This is a genomic window from Paenibacillus sp. SYP-B3998 (genome assembly GCF_010820665.1).
GTDB lineage: Bacteria > Bacillota > Bacilli > Paenibacillales > NBRC-103111 > Paenibacillus_E.
Map to the genome: position 1 here is coordinate 321,629 of NZ_JAAIKC010000003.1, position 18,676 is coordinate 340,304.

Here is an 18,676-nt window from a genome sequence, read left to right on the forward strand (position 1 = left end):
ATCATGGCAATAGGCTCGAAGAAAATTCCTATTTATTTATTTTCCTTGATCTGCGCCGTCATTTTCATTTATCCTCTGATCTTCACGCTGATTTCTTCCTTAAAGGATAATAACGAAATTTATAATACCGTGTTTTCACTTCCCGACGTGTGGCGTTGGAGTAACTACAAACTGGCGTTTAAGACTGCCCATATCGACAAGGCCGTGTTGAACTCGTTCATTTACGCGATTGCCGGTACATGTTTGACCTTGTTAATGGGAACGATGGCGTCATTCATCCTGTCAAGACTCTCTTTCAAATTCAACGGCGCTTTATATATTTATTTCATTATGGGTTTGATGATTCCGGTTTATTCCCTCGTCATTCCGATTTCGCGGCTGATCGGATCGTTTAACGGTTTCAATAATTATTTCGTTATGATCGTGCTGTACGCAACGTTCCAGCTTCCGTTGACTATTTTTCTAATTACTGGATTCTTGAAGGGCATCAATAAGGAGATCGACGAGTCTGCCATTATGGACGGCTGCAGTATGCCGACGCTGCTGTTTCGGATTCTTGCACCGCTCTCGATGCCTGCTATTTCGACTGCAGGAATTTTAGCTTTTTTCGATATTTATAACGATCTGATCTGGAATGTCATTATGGTGAACGACAGGAGTATGTTCAATATCTCCATGGCATTGATGTCGTTTGTCGGTGAAAGAGGCGCCTCGCAGATGGGACCGACATTTGCTGGCATTATTTTGACGATTATTCCGACCATCATTATTTATTTGCTGTTCCAAGAAAAGGTGGAGTCGGGATTAAGCGCCGGAGCGGTGAAGGAGTAGAGGTTGTTTCGCGGGGCTGGCACGACAATTTTATTTTGTTCGTCATTTGCAAGTGCAATACCGGGCAATTTAACTTAATCAGAGACGGAGGTTTGTTATTTGATTACTAGAGAGCAAAGAACACGCTGGTTTCAGCAGGATAGATTCGGTATGTTTATCCATTGGGGGTTGTATGCTATTCCCGCTAGAGGAGAATGGATACGTGGTAATGAACGAATGAGCTTCGAGCAATATCAAACTTACTTCGATGAATTCGATGCATCCCGTTATAATCCTAGAGAATGGGCCCGAGCAGCCAAAGCCGCAGGTCAGAAATATGCTGTACTGACGACGAAGCATCATGACGGCTTCTGCCTATTTGACAGCAAGCTCACAGATTTCAAGGCAACTAATTCGCCAGCTGGACGAGACCTTGTCCGTGAATATGTAGACGCCTTTCGAGAGGAGGGAATTGCAGTAGGTTTGTATTATTCCATCATCGATTGGCACCATGATGATTATCCTGGCTACGGGGACAAGGCGCATCCGGATCGGGACAACGAAACGGCAAAGGATAAAGCCATAGATTTTGAGCGTTATTTGACTTATATGCATGGTCAGGTGAAGGAGTTGCTGACGAATTACGGTAAGATTGACATCATGTGGTTCGACTTCTCCTATGACAACATGACAGGCGAGAAATGGAAAGCGACTGAGCTCATCCGCATGATTCGTTCCATTCAACCGAATATTATTATCGATAATCGCTTAGGTGGGAATATCCGAGCGGCTGAGCCTGAAGAATATGCAGGAGATTTCTTCTCACCAGAGCAAATCATTCCCCCTGGGGGCATCGTAGACGTCAAAGGCAACCCGGTTCCTTGGGAAGCCTGCATCACCTTGAATGATAACTGGGGCTATCATTCCTCAGACAAAAACTATAAATCAGCCAAACAGGTTATTCGAACGCTTGTGGAATGTGTCAGTAAGAACGGTAATTTGCTACTTAATGTAGCACCCGATGCCAAAGGTGAAATCAACCGGGAAACGCTCGACGTGATTGCCGAGGTAGGGGAATGGCTGCGGTTAAACGGTGAGAGTATCTACAACTGCGGATCAGCCTCTCTGCCGAAGCCTGAGTGGGGCCGTTATACGTTGAATGGAGACAAGCTGTATGCACACGTATATGATAGAGGAATTGGACCGATTTACTTCGAGGGACTGAAGGGGAAAATCAAGAAAGCCAGACTGCTAAGGGATGGAACCGAGCTGAAGGTCGAGGCGCCCTGGATGGCTGAAGAGTACTCTGACGTTGAAGGTGGAGCTTTTATTACCTTGTTGGGTGCCAAACTGCCAGACGATAAGGATACAGTTATTGAACTTCAACTAATGTAAGAATGAGGTCACGCTAATAAGCGTGGCCTTTTTTTGATTGCGATACTAAAGCTTGATGAAAATTACTAAAGAAATCGCCCTGTATAAATCAATGAAAAGTCACAACTGTACCGTATTTCTGAAAAGAAGAGGAGAGACTCCTACGTATTTTTTGAACAGGCGTGAAAAATAAAAGACGTCCTTATAACCCAAAGCATCAGCGATTTCCTTCACAGTATCATCTGTATTAAGCAAAACGTTTTTCGCATCGGCGATTTTCAAACGATGAATGTATTCATTGAGCGGATAGCCTGTATATTCGCTAACGATTCGTCTAAGCGTCGAAATCGAAATATGATGACGTTTTGCCGTTTCTTGAGCATCAAATGATTGGTACAGCGAATCTCCGATGTCATCCATGATACTGATGATTTGTTGAGTCTTGGTATTCTCAGGCGGAACATGCGCTTTAAGCATGAATTCGAAAAGCAATGTTTCCAAGAGTAATGCCGCTCGATCAATGTTGGATGGAATGCCGCTCTCCATCAGCATAAAAATACGCTCGATCCGGTTGAGCTGTGTGATATCTTCATGTCCAATTTGCTTGATGTGGTCAATTTGCACAAGCCAGTTGTCGACCCACTCGCCAACTCGGCTGCCCTCGAACGTTATGTAATACTCGTCCCAAAAACCATCTGGATGAGGGCCGTAATTATAAGTAGCTCCCGGACGCATCAAGCATAAGCTGCCGCTAGTTACCTTTTGATTAGGACTGTCATTGACTTGAAATGTCCCGCTTCCTCCGACAATATAAAGGAAAGCCCATTTATCAAAAGTCGCATCGTGTCGAAATGAGGTTCTCCCTGGAAGATGTCCTGCATTGATAATAATCAATGATTGGAGCTTTAATTTGCTTGGATCAACCATTAGCGTAATGATGCGAATCGGGCAAGGGCTGATCATATAGTCCATGATTCTTGGCATATCGTACATTCCCTCCATGGATACTCCATGATATGGTTGATAAAGTGTGAAAATAGACAATCAACCCCATCTATTGTATATGAGTAACAGCTCCATGGAAACCCTTACTATGAATACAAAATGAAAGCAGAGAATCCAACATGACGACTTCATTAAAACGATTACTTATGATGAACGTGAGCTCAAGCATTATTTTTAACTACATGGGTATTTTCATCAATTTGTTCATCTGGGAAAAAGGGCAGCAAATCTTCGATGTCGCTTGGTTTAACCTGATTTTATTCGTTGCTTGGGGAGCAGCGTTTATTTACGGAGCTAAACTTTTGTCGAAATTTACGATTAGTTCTGTGATGCGTGTTTCCGCTATTTGTGCAGGGATTACGTTTATTATTCTTTCTTGGGTGCATCTTGAACCTAAGCTGCTGTATTTATCACTAATCGCAATCCCTGTAGGGATCACGAATGGTTGTTATTCTGCGGCGCAAAATATCGGCATCTCGCTTTATGGTAAAGGCAAGGAATTCACGGCTTTTTTCTCGGCATCGAATTTATTCGGTCAAATTATTTCTTTTATTAATCCATTATTGTTCGCAATTATTATTAAATGGATTGGATTCACAGGTTCTTTCTTTGTTATGTTCGTCTTCATTGGATTAATGATTATTGCTTCGTTCTATGTCCCTAACGCCTCTTTAAGAGATGCAGAGGAGCCAATCTTTCAAAAATTCGGAATTCGCCAGGTATTTGCCACAACGAGCTTGAAGTGGATGATTCCCTCGCTTATTGCTGGCGGTTTTTTCATCCAGTTTCAAGGTATTTTCTCGCTTATCTTCACATTTTCAGTGACCAAGGATAAGCTGATTATTGCCCTGTTGCAAATTATGTATACGGCCTTCACGGTTGCTTCGTTACTGATCTATCAAAGATTTAATCGCACGGGTCGAGTTAGCGATTCCTGGTGGCTAACCTTCGGAATGCTTGCAGCCGCTGTAGGTTTTCTGTTTGCTTTATTCCCGAAGGCGCCGATTTTGATCCTTTCTAATGTCTTAACGACTGTCGGACTTTTCTTCTTCTTTACGATCTGGAACTCCAGACAATTCGTTGCTACGAATAAGCTAGAACCGATTGTTCAAGCGCGACTCATGGTTTGGCGAGAACTGATTCTAGTTTTTTCACGAATTATCATGCTATCACTCATTCTTAATATTCAGGATTTCCAAGGTTTTGCGTTTAAAGCCGTCATGATATTTAGTTTTACCAGCGCCTTGCTCATTCCTTATTTCTCCAAAAAAGGCGAAGATCCTGGCACACAATAGGGCTAAAAATCTGTTGCTTCAGCCTCTGCCGGCGAGTAATGGACTTAATCGGCATGAAAGAAACCACAAAGTAAAGGCGAATTCTCATTCGGACTAGAATGAAATTCGCCTTTTTCTATTCTGGTGCATTTCACAAAATTAAAAATACATGTTTTTCGGTGGCCTCGGATTGATTCTTGACGGTTTTTCTTATTGAACCGGAAGATGAGCATTCTAATACCGCTGGAGCGGAAGAGCAGTGGGTCCATCAGGTTCAAAGCTCCATTACTTGGGCAGATGGCTGGAACGGGTAAAACCGGGTGAACTTCAAGGAGTTAATTATGCGGTATTCGGTTGTGGAAACCGTAATTGGTCAAGTACGTATCAGAACGTGATTTATTGATGAGCAGCTCGCTCTAAAAGGAGCTAAGAAGATATAGAAAGAGCCCCATCCTGTTATCAGTCATACGAAGTTTGATTCAATATCAAATGAGCTACCGCATGGTCGTAGACGTATTTACAAATCGTTGTTGACTGCTGCAGCAGACATCCTGCAAGTTGGCGGAAACCACTTCGTATCTGTACATGTACTGCATCGAACGCGTACATGCTTTGGATTCTGAGATGTATACAACTGTTAATATTGGAAAATTATCCTATATATATAAACTTTTCGAGAACTTTTTAGTATGGTATGATTAGGCGGTAAAAGGGAGTAATGACCATATATCCCATAATAAGATAAGGAGTTGAACAAAGCACACAACCAATGATTGATAGTCTATTTGACGAAAGAGGATGGATTAAAAGGAGTGGGATTAAGGAGGATCGCGATATGGCGAATGTGCTTTTTATTAACTGGCCGGCCGAAGGACATATGAACCCAACAATCGGCTTGGTGAAGGAATTGGTAAGGCGTGGGGAAAAAGTAACTTATTATTGTACGGAGAATTTCAGACCGCGGTTAGAGCAAGCTGGAGCGGTAGTGCGAACCTATGAGAATGAAATTGAAACGATATTGTTCCCGCAAAAGGGAAACGTTATGGATCTGTTTTCAGATATGGCTAGGTTGAGGTATCTCATGTTGGAGAATTCATATGGGATGATCCAGACGATTTTGCCTCAAGTGCAAAATGAACAGTACGACTATGTTATCTACGATGAGATCTGTATGGCGGGCTGGGTTGTCGCCGAAAAGCTGAACCTGCCAAAAGTCATTTCGTGTACTACTTTCGCGTTTCATCCGGAATTCGACGCACATATAAAAGACCGTTTTCCTATCGACTTAAGTTCGGAAAACTATCGCAAGTATGTGAGTTTGCTTCAAACGATGGAACAGGAGTACGATGTGGATCTGCATTTTCTAAAAGGGGCAGAGTTTAAATTCCAACCTGTCGATTTAAAGATCGTATTTACGTCGGCTTACTTTCAGAAAGGTGCGGATAAGTTTGGAGACGGTTACCGTTTTGTTGGTCCGTCTATTGCCACGCGCGTAGATGCGCCTGACTTTCCATTTGAAGCGCTTGAAGGGCATAAGGTCATATTTATTTCTATGGGTACAATCATTAACCAGCAGCAAAGTTTTTATCAGGTTTGTTTTGAAGCGTTCAAAGATTTTGATGCCAAAATCGTACTTTCCGTCGGAAAGCAAACAAATATAGAAGAAATCGGTCCGATTCCGGACAATTTTATCGTCAAGCCTTATGTGCCACAACTTGAACTGTTGCAGCACGTGGACGTTTTTTTCACACATGGGGGAATGAACAGCGCAAGCGAGGGACTCTATTACGGCAAACCGCTCGCGGTTCTTCCGATCACGACGGATCAACCGATCGTAGCCGCGCGGGTGGCAGAGTTAGGGGCAGGCATTATTCTCGACTTCAAATCGATCACGCCGACTGGTATGCGCTCAGTAGCCGATGAGCTGCTGAGCGATTCCTCTTACAGGGAACGAGCTGAAGCCGTCGGAGCATCGTTCCGCGAGGCGGGTGGCGCTTGCCGGGCGGCGGAGGAACTGTTGGAATGGCAGCGTTCCTTGTCGCTCAGCCCAAAATGAAACATGATGAAGGAGCTGCCTTTAACCGCTTTGTTCCAGCGTAACACTTGCTTATATTAGGAATGACAAAATAACGAATGGATTGTTGTGTACATGAATCTCTACCTATGAAGACATAAGCTGGTGCTTTTATACAGCTTATGTCCTTTTTGTTTATTTAGCGGCATTAAAGGAATTTGAAACGGAAATAACGAATAAAAGGGGCAGCTAGTTTTATGAAAAATTTTGATAAATGAATGAGAGTAGGCGTATAAAGGTATGTCTGAAATAATAGCGCTTCAAATTCCAGAAGCCATAAGCAAAGAAGAATACGAGTGGTTTTTGTCCAAATGCACCAAGGAGAAGCAAGAAAAGCTAGCTAGATTTCGCTATCCACAAGATGCGTATCGCTCTTTGTTCGGTGAAATGTTGATAAGAGCAATGATCAGTAAACATTTATCTCTTCACCAAGACCAAATCAAATTTGAGTTAAATGCCTATGGAAAGCCGCATTTAGCTGGAGTAGATTCATTTCACTTCAATGTGTCGCATGCAGGGAAATGGGTTGTAGCGGTATGGGCACGCGTTCCTATCGGGATTGACGTAGAAGAAGTGAAATCTATAGATATTCGCTTGGCTCAACGTTTTTTCTCCAAGATTGAAATTGATGATTTGCTTGCCAAGTCGGAGTTAGATCAATATGAGTATTTCTATGATCTCTGGACATTAAAAGAAAGCTACATCAAAGCAGTAGGAAAAGGGTTATCCATTCCATTAGATTCGTTTAGCATGCGTGTCTTAGCCAATGGGGCCATTTCAGTGATCTCAGAAGAAGAAGGATTTCATTGTAAGCAATATCCCTTGGAACAGGGGTATAAGCTTTCCGTATGTGCAATAAAGGATGATTTTGCAGAACATGTATCTGTCATACAAATGAATGATCTAGTCGAATATCTTGATAATTAATCTAAATAACTTGCAAATAACATGATTTTATCCTTTAATGAGATAAATTTAACCCTTTCTAATAAACAGTTTCAATACTACAATAAAGCATATAATCTTCCATTTATTACATAAATCTTATATCGAATGGCGTGCAACTGCGAAGGCACAAGCCAAACAAAATTGACTTCATGAAGAAGGATTTTTTGTTTGGTTTTTTTTTCTTACAAATGAAAGAGGAGGCTCAGCGATGTTGGTTCCATTCACACATCCGCAAAAAAAAGATCTGGTACATGGAGAAGAGGTTCCAAGACAACTCGCAGCACAACATTGGTGGCCCAGTTCGCATTAAAGGGCCCATAGATTTTGATAAACTGGAAGAGGTTATCAAATTGGTCAACCGCAGGCATGAGGGAATACGGCTACGTTTGAAAGAGGTTGATGAAGAGGCTTCCTGGTATATCGCAGACTCTAAAATCCTAAATCTAGAACGATATGATTTCACGAGGGAGACTGATCCAGAGGTTCATTTTCAACAGTGGGTCGATCACTCCGCAGCAACGTATTTCTCCTTAGAGAATTAGCCATTATATCAGTTTGCTTATTTAGAGTCAGAGATAACGACAATGGATACCTAGTTAAAATACATCATTTAAATTCTGATAGTTGGTCGATAAATTTATTGACAGATCATATTCGCCAAGCCTATCTGGCACTCATGAATGGGGAGAGTAGTAACGAAAAAGTCGAGTACACCTACAAAGATTGTGTAAAGTTGGAAAGTGAATATTTGGAACGAGAAGTTCCATACACTACCCGAAGCGCTTCCTATGATCGGATCGAGTGTGTCAGAAGGAAAAAGACGTGTTTTTACTTGGGTACAGAACGTTCCGCAGCAATTAAAGCGGTTACACTTTCTCGGCATTGCTCAGTACATGCGTTTTTTGTTTTATTTACCCGCTCTATGAAGGTAAAATGAATCAACAGCAAGATCAAGTCATCGGACACCAGTGTTGAATCGATCGGGAATGAAAGAGAAAAGTATTTTCGGCATGTTCACAAGTCGATGCCATTTCGCTATGTGTTGGACAAGGCCGTATGATCTGCTTATGCAAGACGTAGCTTTGAAAAAGAAAGGGATCGGCACTATATTTGATGTTTGCGTGAATTATTACAACACGAAGCTTGCAACGGATTGGAATGGATATGCGGTAGATAATGTTGAATTTTATAACGGTCGCCATGCAGTGGATTATTAAGGTTTGGTCTGACTCAGGCGAGCTTTGGCTAGAAATTGACTATAAAACAGCACTTTACTCAAAAGAGCAATGGACGTTGGAAAGAATCGAACATCTGATTGATCAAGTGCTTCAGCAACCGGATTTGCGTTTACAGCAAGTTGAGCTTCTGGCAAAACGGGAAAGAACCAAGCTTCTTGAGAAATTTAACCTCACACATAGCGACACCCCGAAGAGCAAATTGATATATCAATTGTTTGAAGAACAAGCTCCTGAAGCACTTGTGTACCTCATCTACACTTCTGGTTCAACAGGAAAGCCAAAGGGGTCATGACCGAACAGCAAGGGCTCGTCAACTATATATGGTGGGAGAAGCATGTATATGCAAAAGATAAGGCTGAAGTGTTTGCTTTGTATTCTTCCTTGGCTTTTGATTTGACGATTACCTCCATAATCACGCCATTTTTACCGGGATGAGGAGATGCGTATGTGTTGTATCGCATTTTAGCGGATAACGAAGCAACGGTCATTAAGTTGACACTTGCGCATTTAGCCTTATTCAAGGGAAGAGATTATTGATATCTATAATGAGTACGGCCCTACAGAGACGGTTGTGGGTTGTATGATACATCGGTTCGACCCATTAAATGACCAAGGGATTTCCGTTCCGATTGGTGTTCCTGCTGACAACGTAAAGCTTTATTTTTTAGATGCGGATTGTCAGCCTGTTCCTGTTCTGATGGCAGGTGAACTATATATTCATGACATAGCCCGAGGCTACCGCAAGCGGGTGGATTTAACGGATTAAAAATTTATGGATAATCCATTTGTTTCTATATGGTTATCGCATTGAATTGGGAGAGATTGAGAAAAGCCTATTTGAACATCCAGCAGCCAAAGAAGTTATTGTGATAGATCGTGTTGACCAAGAGCATCCACAGGACAATACATATTATGTGCCTTTGTTTTGCTGCATCGTGAAGTTTCAGAGGAAGAGCTTCGACGCTATTTGGCTGAGAGATTGCCTTCCTATATGGTCCCTGCACGAATCGCAACCTTGATTATCAACCAGGTGAGGAATATCTCTATGCGACGGTGGACTATGATGTATTGGGGCTAATTATAGAGCGAGTAACCGGTCAATCGGACGAAGGATCATGAACATCCTTTTGGGCAATAAGGTAACTGAAAGAACCGTGGATACTTATAAAAGCATGGACAATGCAGCTTCTACATATATTCGAAAGGGAAAAGAACATATTCTTCCTTTGTTACTAAGTGAGTTTAGCCTCGAAGTAGATGCCAAATTGCTGGAACCCTACGATTTGATTGTTGGAGTTCAAGCAGATGAATATGGTTCGATAAGCTGGAACTGCAAATTCAACAATTGAAGGTTGTGAAAAGAAGCCATGCACGCGATGTCAACGAACTATATACATTTACTTGGACAGCTTACTCAAAATTTTGTGCTTTCTTCGAAAGGAGCAGCATCCATATGAATCAACTTGCTTTTTTATTCCCTGGACAAGGCTCCCAGTATGTGGGGATGGGACGAGATTTATTAAACCGATATCGAATAGCACAGCTAACATTTGAGGAAGCCGAAGATACACTAGGCTTTGATCTAAGAGCATTATGCTTAGAAGGCAATCCGAATGAGTTGACTAGGACCGAAAATGCGCAACCTGCTTTACTTGCTTTAGGTGTAGCTGCCTACCGCGTATTCATGGAAGAGCTTGCAATTGAACCTACGCTAGCTGCTGGACATAGCCTTGGAGAATTCACAGCGCTGGCTTGTGCTGGCGCGATCGAATTTGGCGATACATTGCGCCTTGTGAGGAAACGCGGGCAATTTATGCAGCAAGCAGCAGCTGAGGGAACAGGTGCAATGTGTGCCATCATCGGACTTGATTGCACAACGATCTTGGAAGCGTGTCAATTGGAAACGGATATCGAACAACAAGTAGTTATATCCAACTTAAACGCTCCCCGACAAACGGTTATCTCTGGTCATCGGGAAGCCGTAACACGTGCAGCGCAGCAATTAGAGCGCAAAGGTGCGCGAATTTCTTATCTGAATGTCAGCGCACCCTTTCATAGTCCTTTAATGAAACCAGCAGCTGATCAATTAGCATCAGAACTAAATAAGGTGAAATACGGAAATTTGAAGTGGCCGGTTTTATCTAATGTGACCGGAATTCCATACATAGGAAGCAACCAGATCATCGCTAGTTTAACCGAGCAGATGACAGCTACCGTGCAGTGGGATGCATCGATGCGTTATTTGGTTGCGCAGGGCATTCACGCTGCCGTTGAGCTTGGGCCAAGGCGCGTTCTAACGGATTTGCTACATGTTAATGTGAAAGGTATAGAATGTTTGCCTTTTGAGGCATTAAGAGACATGAATGAGGCTGTAAGTAAATTAAAAGTCATTTCTGGTTATTGTGAACCAACAGATCCCGTCAACAATGTAGTTACACGGACTTTAGCTGCTGCTGTATGTACGCGTAATCTTAACTGGGATGAAAGAGAATATCGAATAGGTGTCATTGAGCCTTACCGACGTATTCAAGCCATTCAAGATGAGCTTGATGCCGAGGGCAGATTGCCAAGTGAAGAGGAAATGCTATTGTCCTTAACGCTGCTTAAACAAATCATGCAAACCAAAAAAGTGCCAGAAGATGAGCAGCAGGAACGGATCCAAGAGATTGTGTGCAAAACAAGTGCGCATGCTTTGTTTCCAGCTTACGCATAGCTGAACAAGCAGTTAGAATTTTAATGCGCTTAGATTAAAAAATTGGGGCAATCCGAAGATATTGCTATTCCAGGACCTATGTCGAATGAACATGACATTGCCATCTTTGGTATTTCCGTCAAGCTTCCGCTGGCTGAAACGATGGATACGTTTTGCCGTCATTTGCAGGAAGGCGTAGATGGTGTCAGAGAGCTTCCACTTTCTAGGAAGAAGGATACAGACAGTTATTTACGTGCCGTAGGCAACAAGCACCGGAACAGGCATGGGCGCCGTACTTCATTTCGGAGGAAGCAAGTACGGAGGTGATAGGATTATTCGAGGAATCTACGAAGCGCTGGGTGATCTGTGCGAATTTATTTCTCAAGATGGCCTTGACCCAATCACACGCAATCATCGATGATTCGGATCGCAATATGAAGCTCATTCTTGATACGGAGCGAGCGGCAGTACAACACTTGCAAGCCATTCTATCAAACTGGGAACCTAGCTCTGAGCTTGTGCTTTGAGAGAGGTGACATGTCTGGCATCGGTGGAAATGTAGCAACTAGTGGTAAGGTACAGCAGCTTTCGCATTTTACGGTGAAAAGGATCTACAAACAGATGATTCATTAGAGGTTAAGTATGGCAGTAAAATAGCCGAACTTGCTCGTAGAGAGTAGAATACACTGGAGATTTTGTTACAATTGTTACACAGACTTTATGGATGAAAGGTTCAAGAAGAGCCACTTAAGTCACTTTAGAAAAGTGCTAGAGTGGCTCTATTATAGTTAGATGACTATAAGTTATATATCCCTGCAAGGCGTAGTTAGATGGCACCAGTTTGTCAAAGAAAAAAACCGCATCCTGGTATGATCCAGGGATGAGGTTCTATGGTTAACAATAAGGTCTACGAGGAAAGGGTCGAGTATCTAAGAGTGTGATAACTAAAAGATCAAATAAAACCAGAGGTAAGATGAAAGGGAGGAAGGAAACATGTGCTTTTTTCCCACAGCTCTTTGTGTTTAAATATACTTTATTTTGATCCACCTTAACGATAGTTCCTTTGTAGGTACCATGTTTGGTTTTGATTATTACCTCCCGATGGAGATACTTTGTACACCGTACGTATCTTTCAGATTTTTTCATTTCGAATGCCTCCTATCGTAAGTGATAATCTATGATATGAAAATTGTTTCATAGAAGTGTGTGCGAATGGGAGGGGAGATGAGATCATTTAAGTAGCAAGATGAAAATAGCATATTTGTTAACATAACTATAGATATGTAAACTTATTGTATTGAGCGTAAAAATGGTATACTGAATTCACAACACGCATAGAAGGCAGGCGAGGTATTCAGAATGAATGGTCAAGTTCGTAACGATATTAAACCAGGTATTGAAGTAAACATAGTTTTAAAACAAGACCAACGGAGTGGCAAATTAACACGAGGGGTCGTAAAGGATTTATTGACGAATTCTCCAAACCATCCTCATGGCATAAAGGTAAGACTGGTGGATGGACAAGTTGGAAGAGTGAAACAAATTCTGACAAACCACAATTGATTTGGATCTATAAAAAAAGAAAAGAATTACCTTGAGATTGTTTGCTAAGCCTGATTTACAAGTCAGAATGGCATACGATATAAAATGATATTATTTAGGGGGACTACATATGGCTAAGGCAAAAGTAGCAAAGAGACCAACAAGGGATGAATTTGTGTTGGAAGAGATTGGTAATCAGTTGACGGAAGCGAAGCAGGAAGGTTCGGAAATCGTCCTAACCGTATGGGGAGTTGCTGATCCAGTTCGGGGACTAATTGTAGGGATGGATTCGCGAACGGGTAAAGTGCATGTTGAACGAAACGGAGAGACAGTGAAGATTCCATTTATGGATATTATGCAAGTCAATTATCCCAAAGATTAGACGCAGCCCATGTGTCACGATTTTTAGTTATGTTTTGGCCAAATGCCATATCCAACGAAAAAGACCCTCACGAATTGAGGGTCAAACTTATTTAGATGATTGAGTAGTTAACCCAATTCCCTTGAACGCTGCCCATTTCCTCAAAAAAGTGTTGAGCTCGTTTATTTTCGATTGCTGTTATCCATGACATGTAAGCATATCCATGATCCTGAGAGTATGTTTGGCAGGTTAAAAATAGTTGAGTTTCCGCCTCTGTATTTCTGTAGGGTTCAAGGAGAAAAAGGTCGTTCATGATGGTAATTTTATTTGCTTTCATTGTACTAAACGTAAAGTATAAGGTAGCAAAGCCGACTAAGTCTCCATCTTGTTCGACTACAAATTGAATACCAATTTGCTTTTCAAAAAGGGTTTGAATCAAATTATGCAAGTTCTCAGAATTGGGTTTAGGTTTCTTATAAAAACCAACGATATATTCATACATTAATTCAGTCAAACGGTGTAAGTCTTTAAGCTCAGCATTTCTTACGACTAGTGACATAGAAAGCCTCCCATATAAGTGATATGCATAATTATACATACTAAAGTATAATTATGCAATAAACTTCAGTATAAAATAGTATCCTATCCATACAAATGCCAGCATGTATCATGGGAAATTAAAAGAAGTATAGACGTTTGTATCACGTCTATACTTCTTTTAGTTATTTAATTGCTAAAGAAAATACGAATTGACTACGTCAGTCAACAGATAACTTCTCACCACTGCTGACGGAGTGTGAACAAATCGCTAAGCTCCTCATTTGAGAGTTCAGTAATCCAGCCCTCAGAGGTGGAGATAACATTTTCGCTGAGACTCATTTTACTCTCCAACATCTCGTCGATTCGTTCTTCTAGAGTGCCAAGGGATATGTATTTGTGCACATGTACGTTTCGTGTCTGACCCATCCGATAGACTCGATCCGTTGCCTGATTTTCTACGGCAGGGTTCCACCAGCGGTCGAAATGGAACACATGGTTGGCTGCGGTCAAATTAAGTCCGACGCCACCAGCTTTAAGTGAAAGAACAAAGATTCCAGGGCCTGATCCATCTGTGGCTTGAAACGCGTCAATCATCTTATCGCGTTCTGTTTTGGGTGTGCTGCCATTCAGATACAACACAGGTTCTTCTCGCTGCGTTCGTAGAATATCCGTGAGAATACGTCCCATGCCAACGTACTGCGTGAAGATCAGACAAGAGTCTCCCTCGTCCCGAAGCTCGCCGACCATCGCAACCAACCGCTCCAACTTCGCGGATCGGTTGATAAATGCATCTCGGCTCTCTTCAGAAAACAAAGCTTCCTCCGCTTGACTAGATTCCTTGGTCAGCAGCACGGGGTGGTTACATAATTGCTTAAGCTTAGTTAAAGCACGAAGGATTGCTCCTTTGCGCTCCATACCTTCTAATTTTTGCATTTGCTCCAATAAATCTTTAACCGCTTGCTCATAGAGAGCCCCTTGTTCGGCAGTCAGGTGGATATAAACCTTCGTTTCTTGCTTGTCTGGCAAATCAAGCTGGATGGCGGGATCTTTCTTTTTGCGCCGCAGCATGAATGGTTTGACAAGCTTCTGAAGCTGAGCAGTTTTTTCCTCATCGCGCTGCTTCTCAATCGGATTCGCAAAACGATGTTGAAACCCGCGTTGTGTCCCTAAGTACCCAGGATTGAGAAAGTCATAGATTGACCACAATTCTGACAATCGGTTTTCGATAGGTGTCCCTGTTAGGGCAATGCGGTGTCTGGCTTTGAAAGAACGGACAGCAGCCGATTGTTTGTTTTGAGCGTTTTTGATGTTTTGGGCTTCGTCCAGACAGAGAGAACTCCACATAGTTTCTTGCAGCATTTCCTGGTCCATCAGTGCTGTCGTATAGGAGGTAAGAACAATGGCAGTATCATGTAAAGCTGTCGAAAGCGCCTCGCCACTTAACCGTCCCTTTCCGTAATGAAGGAAAACTTTCAAACCGGGAGCAAAGCGGTTTAGCTCCTTTTGCCAGTTGCCAAGCACGGAAGTGGGGCAGATGAGTAGGGCAGGGTACTCCGATTCTGCTCGATGATGCAGCAAGTACGTGATGTATTGTATCGTTTTGCCTAACCCCATATCATCCGCTAAACATGCCCCGAGTCCCAACTTTCTCAGGAAGCTTAGCCATGTAAAACCTTCGAGCTGATAGCCGCGCAGTTCAGCGTGCAGCCCTTCAGGAGCGGTTAGTAAATTTAGCTCCGACGGCTGCGCTAGCTGATGCAGGAGCGCTAATAGATGCGTGTTCAGCTCGACCTCCAGCTTCAGCTTCTCTACATTCTCAGTTTCTTCTTGCTCTGAGCGGCTTCCTTTAAGTGTTTTTGCTTCTTCTACTTCACTTAATAGGTGGAGCTGCAAAACATCCTGCAGGGTTAAGCCATCTTCTGGATCAACACTTGCCATGATCTTCCGAATCTGTTCCAGTAAGGCTGGATCTAAGTACACCCATTGTCCACGGAAGCGGATAATCCGTTCATTGCGACTAAGTAATCCAGCGAATTCAGCTTCACTGAGGTCAGTATCGCCGATTGCAATCCGCCAATCGAAGTCCACCAAGGCATTCAGCCCGAAAAGCGACTCGGCTTTGCCTCCGCCGACTTCAGAGGAAACACGCGCGCGCAGCCGAGGCTTACGTTTTGAGGCGGCTTCCCACCATCCAGGGAGCATGACGTTCCAACCATCTTCCAACAAATGGCGGCTGTCTGTAGTTAGGAATGACCAAGCCGTTTCGTCGTTTAATGGACGGGCAAAGAGTTCGCCGCCATTATTTTCATTTGGCAGGGCGATGGTTAATCTTGTCGCCCAGCCTAGAGCACGTTCATGGATATATGGGCTCCAATCGTTGACCCACGTACCAGAAGCCTTTCCGTCAACAGTAAGTCGAATCGGCGTGAGCACAGAGTTTTCATGCTTATCCTGCAATACAAGGCGCAGACGCCAATAATCCTCGTCTTCGTCTGGCTCTAGAAGCTGCAAAGCAGGGCGAAAGGGAGCTGTGTCCGGTTTCCAGCCCAAAGCTGCTAGCCACTCTTCCTCTGTGTATGCATTAGCCGAGGTGGCTGACAACTTCGGTTCTTGGAACAGTCCCGGGTAGTCCTGTCGAAGATCCGTTAAGGCAGTACTGCTCCCATATCGCTCCTTCGCAACAGCTGCCGAGAAGGCAGCACGCAGCCCAGACATTCCGTCTCCTAAGCCATTTGAATTTTTTAGCAGGTTCCAATCCAACTCTTTTAGCCCTTCGGCCTCGGCATCCCAGGTCCAGAGCAAACTTCCTTGCTGAAAAGCAGCGTAGCTTGGTGCATAAGGACCTGTTTGTGCTTCTTGATAAAGAATGGGAGCCACTTCCAATAAACGCTTAGCTGCTTCGTTTCCACCCTCCCAACGGAGGACGTCCATGAAGTTGGGTTCGGCAAAGAAGGAGAGTACCATCTCTACAGGTAAGACCGTTACTATAAATTCCCCTGCTTGCAGCAGTTCCAAAGCCGTGCCATAGCACGATGGCTCATGCCAAGCGAACAATAGCTTTCTGAAATTCTCTCCAGACAATTCTCGTCCATCTTGAAAACCCCAGAGTAATGCATCTCCGCTGTCAGTTAAAGTCGCATACAGCGTCATATCATGCAATTTTGTGTTCATTCTAGCAGCTTTCCTTTCCGGAGTTCCTCTTGCAGCGCGCGCAATCTGCTATACCGTTCCTTAAAGTCAGAAATAAAGCGATCCCAATGCTCAGCTTGTTTCATTTTTTTGTACACTTTCTCCAACCTTTTAAGCAGCTTGACCGCAGATTTGTAATCATGTCTGTTTTTTAAGCTGACATAGTGATCGATTGCTTGATGATAATACGGTAAAAGGAGTCTAGGTGATTCCTTCTCTATCGGCTGTAGAACGCTGACTCGATGGTGAAAAGGATCATGACCATGAAGAATCTGCATCTCCAACCAAAGCTTCCATTTCTTTTGTTCATATAGCAGTTCTTCGATAACTCGTGACGAATGAGGCAATAATTCTTCCAGTACAGTCCACATTTGTTCCTCAGATTGTGGGAAGTGTTTGATGACTTCCTTCCAAAAAGTCACATAAATCTCGAGGTCTTTGAATGGCTTTCTGTAGAAAAATGATGAAGTTCTTCTTAACCAGTACGTGAGTTCTACCCAATTCAGGGTATCTTGCAGATGATTTAGGAATGGAATAAGAAGATTCGTTGGAGCCTCTTTCAAAAGATGGTTGGCTTCCAAAGCCTCCCAAGCTTCTTTACTTCTGGATTGCTGCAAGTACATGAAAGCCATTGCGGCGGAAAGGGAAGAAGAGAGGCGATCCTCAGCCATCGTTTCAAGAGCTTGTATTTCCTGTTCTAACCAATGATCAAACGCATGCTGCGGGGCGAGCCAATTCTTCCAGAGTGCCGTATAAATGTGATAATACTGATACTTTTGACCGCTTTCTCCAGCCATCTGTTTTCTTAAATAACTTAATGTTTGTTGAAGGCGATCACTTGAGATGATAAGGCTGGCTGCTGGTGATTGTTGTTTCAACCAGGCAAGAATCTCATCAAAAATTCGGTATTCAAAGGAAGAAGTGTAGTAGTTAATGCCGCCTTGTGCATGCTGCTCTTTTAATTTCCGTAGGATAAATAATTGCTGGTGGAATTCAAAAATAACTTGATCGATTTCTGTAAAAGAAATTGAAGCTTTTTTAAAGTTTTGTAATTGATTTCGCAACATTTCTATATAATTTGCTGGATCATAAGCTGGCTTTATTTGGGATGCATACTGATCTAGAAAATCCTGCCACCCGGATACATCATTCTGAGGCAATTGCATGAACTGCGACTCCAAGGAGATAATGGATGTAGCCCGCTTAAGATGATGCTTGGCATTCACAATTTGGGAAGCGGGGTAACCTAAACGATCAGCAAGTTCCATCATCACTGCTGCCAAATGCTTACATGACGAATGGACCGGACATGCACAATAACCGGTTGAGAGCTTGTCTAAGTTCAGAGTTACACGGTAGTCTTCTGAGCCTTGAACCAACGCTTGAACGACTCGATTCTCAGAAATGAGTAGTGTTGCGATCCGCTGTTGTTTAAAATAATTAAACCCTCGATTGAGGGTAACTTCACTGTAAGTTTCAGCTACATGTTCGAGCAGCTTCAACCATTGCGCATCATTTAAAACGGGAGAAGCACTCATTGGTAAACTCCTTACAAAAGTTTATAGGATTGTATCATTCCTATTATAGTGGAGTATGGAAAAAAATACGATATTTTCATGACACTTTACT

Annotated in this window: 16 protein-coding genes and 3 pseudogenes; 15 read left to right on the forward strand and 4 right to left on the reverse strand. The window is 42.8% G+C overall.

Annotated features, from left to right (window positions below; genetic code table 11):
* Window positions 1-3 precede the first annotated feature (3 nt).
* A complete protein-coding gene (locus tag GK047_RS11935; RefSeq protein WP_163946262.1) occupies window positions 4-831 on the forward strand; it encodes a carbohydrate ABC transporter permease in 828 nt (275 codons plus the stop codon).
* Between the two features lie 99 nt (window positions 832-930).
* A complete protein-coding gene (locus GK047_RS11940; RefSeq protein ID WP_163946265.1) occupies window positions 931-2,205 on the forward strand; it encodes an alpha-L-fucosidase in 1,275 nt (424 codons plus the stop codon).
* Window positions 2,206-2,304: 99 nt separating this feature from the next.
* Here the strand turns inward: GK047_RS11940 and GK047_RS11945 are convergent, their stop codons facing one another.
* Window positions 2,305-3,168 (reverse strand): AraC family transcriptional regulator, encoded by an 864-nt coding sequence (locus GK047_RS11945; RefSeq protein WP_163946268.1) that lies wholly within the window; start codon window positions 3,166-3,168, stop codon window positions 2,305-2,307.
* Window positions 3,169-3,308: 140 nt separating this feature from the next.
* Between GK047_RS11945 and GK047_RS11950 the strand changes: the two genes are divergently transcribed.
* From GK047_RS11950 to GK047_RS12030, 13 genes and pseudogenes are all read left to right on the forward strand, one after another.
* Window positions 3,309-4,484, forward strand: coding sequence for an MFS transporter (locus GK047_RS11950; protein WP_163946271.1), 1,176 nt, complete (start codon window positions 3,309-3,311; stop codon window positions 4,482-4,484).
* A 274-nt stretch (window positions 4,485-4,758) separates the two neighbouring features.
* Window positions 4,759-4,897 (forward strand): annotated as a pseudogene (locus tag GK047_RS30610) (flavodoxin domain-containing protein); the annotation flags it as partial.
* Between the two features lie 401 nt (window positions 4,898-5,298).
* A complete protein-coding gene (locus tag GK047_RS11955) occupies window positions 5,299-6,519 on the forward strand; it encodes a macrolide family glycosyltransferase (RefSeq protein ID WP_163946273.1) in 1,221 nt (406 codons plus the stop codon).
* A 258-nt stretch (window positions 6,520-6,777) separates the two neighbouring features.
* Complete coding sequence (locus tag GK047_RS11960; RefSeq protein WP_163946276.1) at window positions 6,778-7,464, forward strand: 4'-phosphopantetheinyl transferase family protein; 687 nt, start codon at window positions 6,778-6,780, stop codon at window positions 7,462-7,464.
* Between the two features lie 272 nt (window positions 7,465-7,736).
* Window positions 7,737-8,422: pseudogene (locus tag GK047_RS30615) on the forward strand (condensation domain-containing protein).
* A 31-nt stretch (window positions 8,423-8,453) separates the two neighbouring features.
* Complete coding sequence (locus GK047_RS11975; protein ID WP_163946285.1) at window positions 8,454-8,702, forward strand: hypothetical protein; 249 nt, start codon at window positions 8,454-8,456, stop codon at window positions 8,700-8,702.
* A pseudogene (locus GK047_RS30620) lies at window positions 8,686-9,486 on the forward strand (AMP-binding protein); the annotation flags it as partial. The gene GK047_RS11975 and the pseudogene GK047_RS30620, both read left to right, overlap by 17 nt.
* Before the next feature lie 352 nt (window positions 9,487-9,838).
* Window positions 9,839-10,072, forward strand: coding sequence for a hypothetical protein (locus GK047_RS12005; protein WP_163946301.1), 234 nt, complete (start codon window positions 9,839-9,841; stop codon window positions 10,070-10,072).
* 104 nt (window positions 10,073-10,176) lie between these two features.
* Window positions 10,177-11,436, forward strand: coding sequence for an ACP S-malonyltransferase (gene fabD, locus GK047_RS12010; protein WP_163946304.1), 1,260 nt, complete (start codon window positions 10,177-10,179; stop codon window positions 11,434-11,436).
* A gap of 42 nt (window positions 11,437-11,478) precedes the next feature.
* A complete protein-coding gene (locus GK047_RS12015) occupies window positions 11,479-11,742 on the forward strand; it encodes a beta-ketoacyl synthase N-terminal-like domain-containing protein (protein ID WP_205516720.1) in 264 nt (87 codons plus the stop codon).
* The gene (locus GK047_RS12020; protein ID WP_163946309.1) at window positions 11,739-11,942 is read left to right on the forward strand and encodes a hypothetical protein; all 204 of its coding nucleotides are present in this window, start codon (window positions 11,739-11,741) and stop codon (window positions 11,940-11,942) included. Before GK047_RS12015 ends, GK047_RS12020 begins: the two co-directional genes overlap by 4 nt.
* A gap of 832 nt (window positions 11,943-12,774) precedes the next feature.
* Window positions 12,775-12,978: a YwbE family protein gene (locus GK047_RS12025; RefSeq protein ID WP_163946311.1), complete on the forward strand. Its 204-nt coding sequence runs from the start codon at window positions 12,775-12,777 to the stop codon at window positions 12,976-12,978.
* Between the two features lie 109 nt (window positions 12,979-13,087).
* Entirely contained in the window at window positions 13,088-13,339 is a 252-nt protein-coding gene (locus GK047_RS12030; protein ID WP_163946314.1) for a YolD-like family protein, read from the forward strand.
* A gap of 91 nt (window positions 13,340-13,430) precedes the next feature.
* Here GK047_RS12030 and GK047_RS12035 read toward each other — a convergent pair whose 3' ends face one another.
* From GK047_RS12035 to GK047_RS12045, 3 genes are all read right to left on the reverse strand, one after another.
* Window positions 13,431-13,877, reverse strand: coding sequence for a GNAT family N-acetyltransferase (locus GK047_RS12035; protein WP_163946317.1), 447 nt, complete (start codon window positions 13,875-13,877; stop codon window positions 13,431-13,433).
* A 218-nt stretch (window positions 13,878-14,095) separates the two neighbouring features.
* Window positions 14,096-17,029: a DEAD/DEAH box helicase gene (locus GK047_RS12040; RefSeq protein ID WP_163946320.1), complete on the reverse strand. Its 2,934-nt coding sequence runs from the start codon at window positions 17,027-17,029 to the stop codon at window positions 14,096-14,098.
* Window positions 17,026-18,585 carry an SWIM zinc finger family protein gene (locus GK047_RS12045; protein ID WP_163946323.1) on the reverse strand — a complete coding sequence of 520 codons (1,560 nt, stop codon included), beginning with the start codon at window positions 18,583-18,585 and terminating at the stop codon, window positions 17,026-17,028. The genes GK047_RS12040 and GK047_RS12045 overlap by 4 nt, the downstream gene beginning before the upstream one ends.
* Window positions 18,586-18,676 lie beyond the last annotated feature (91 nt).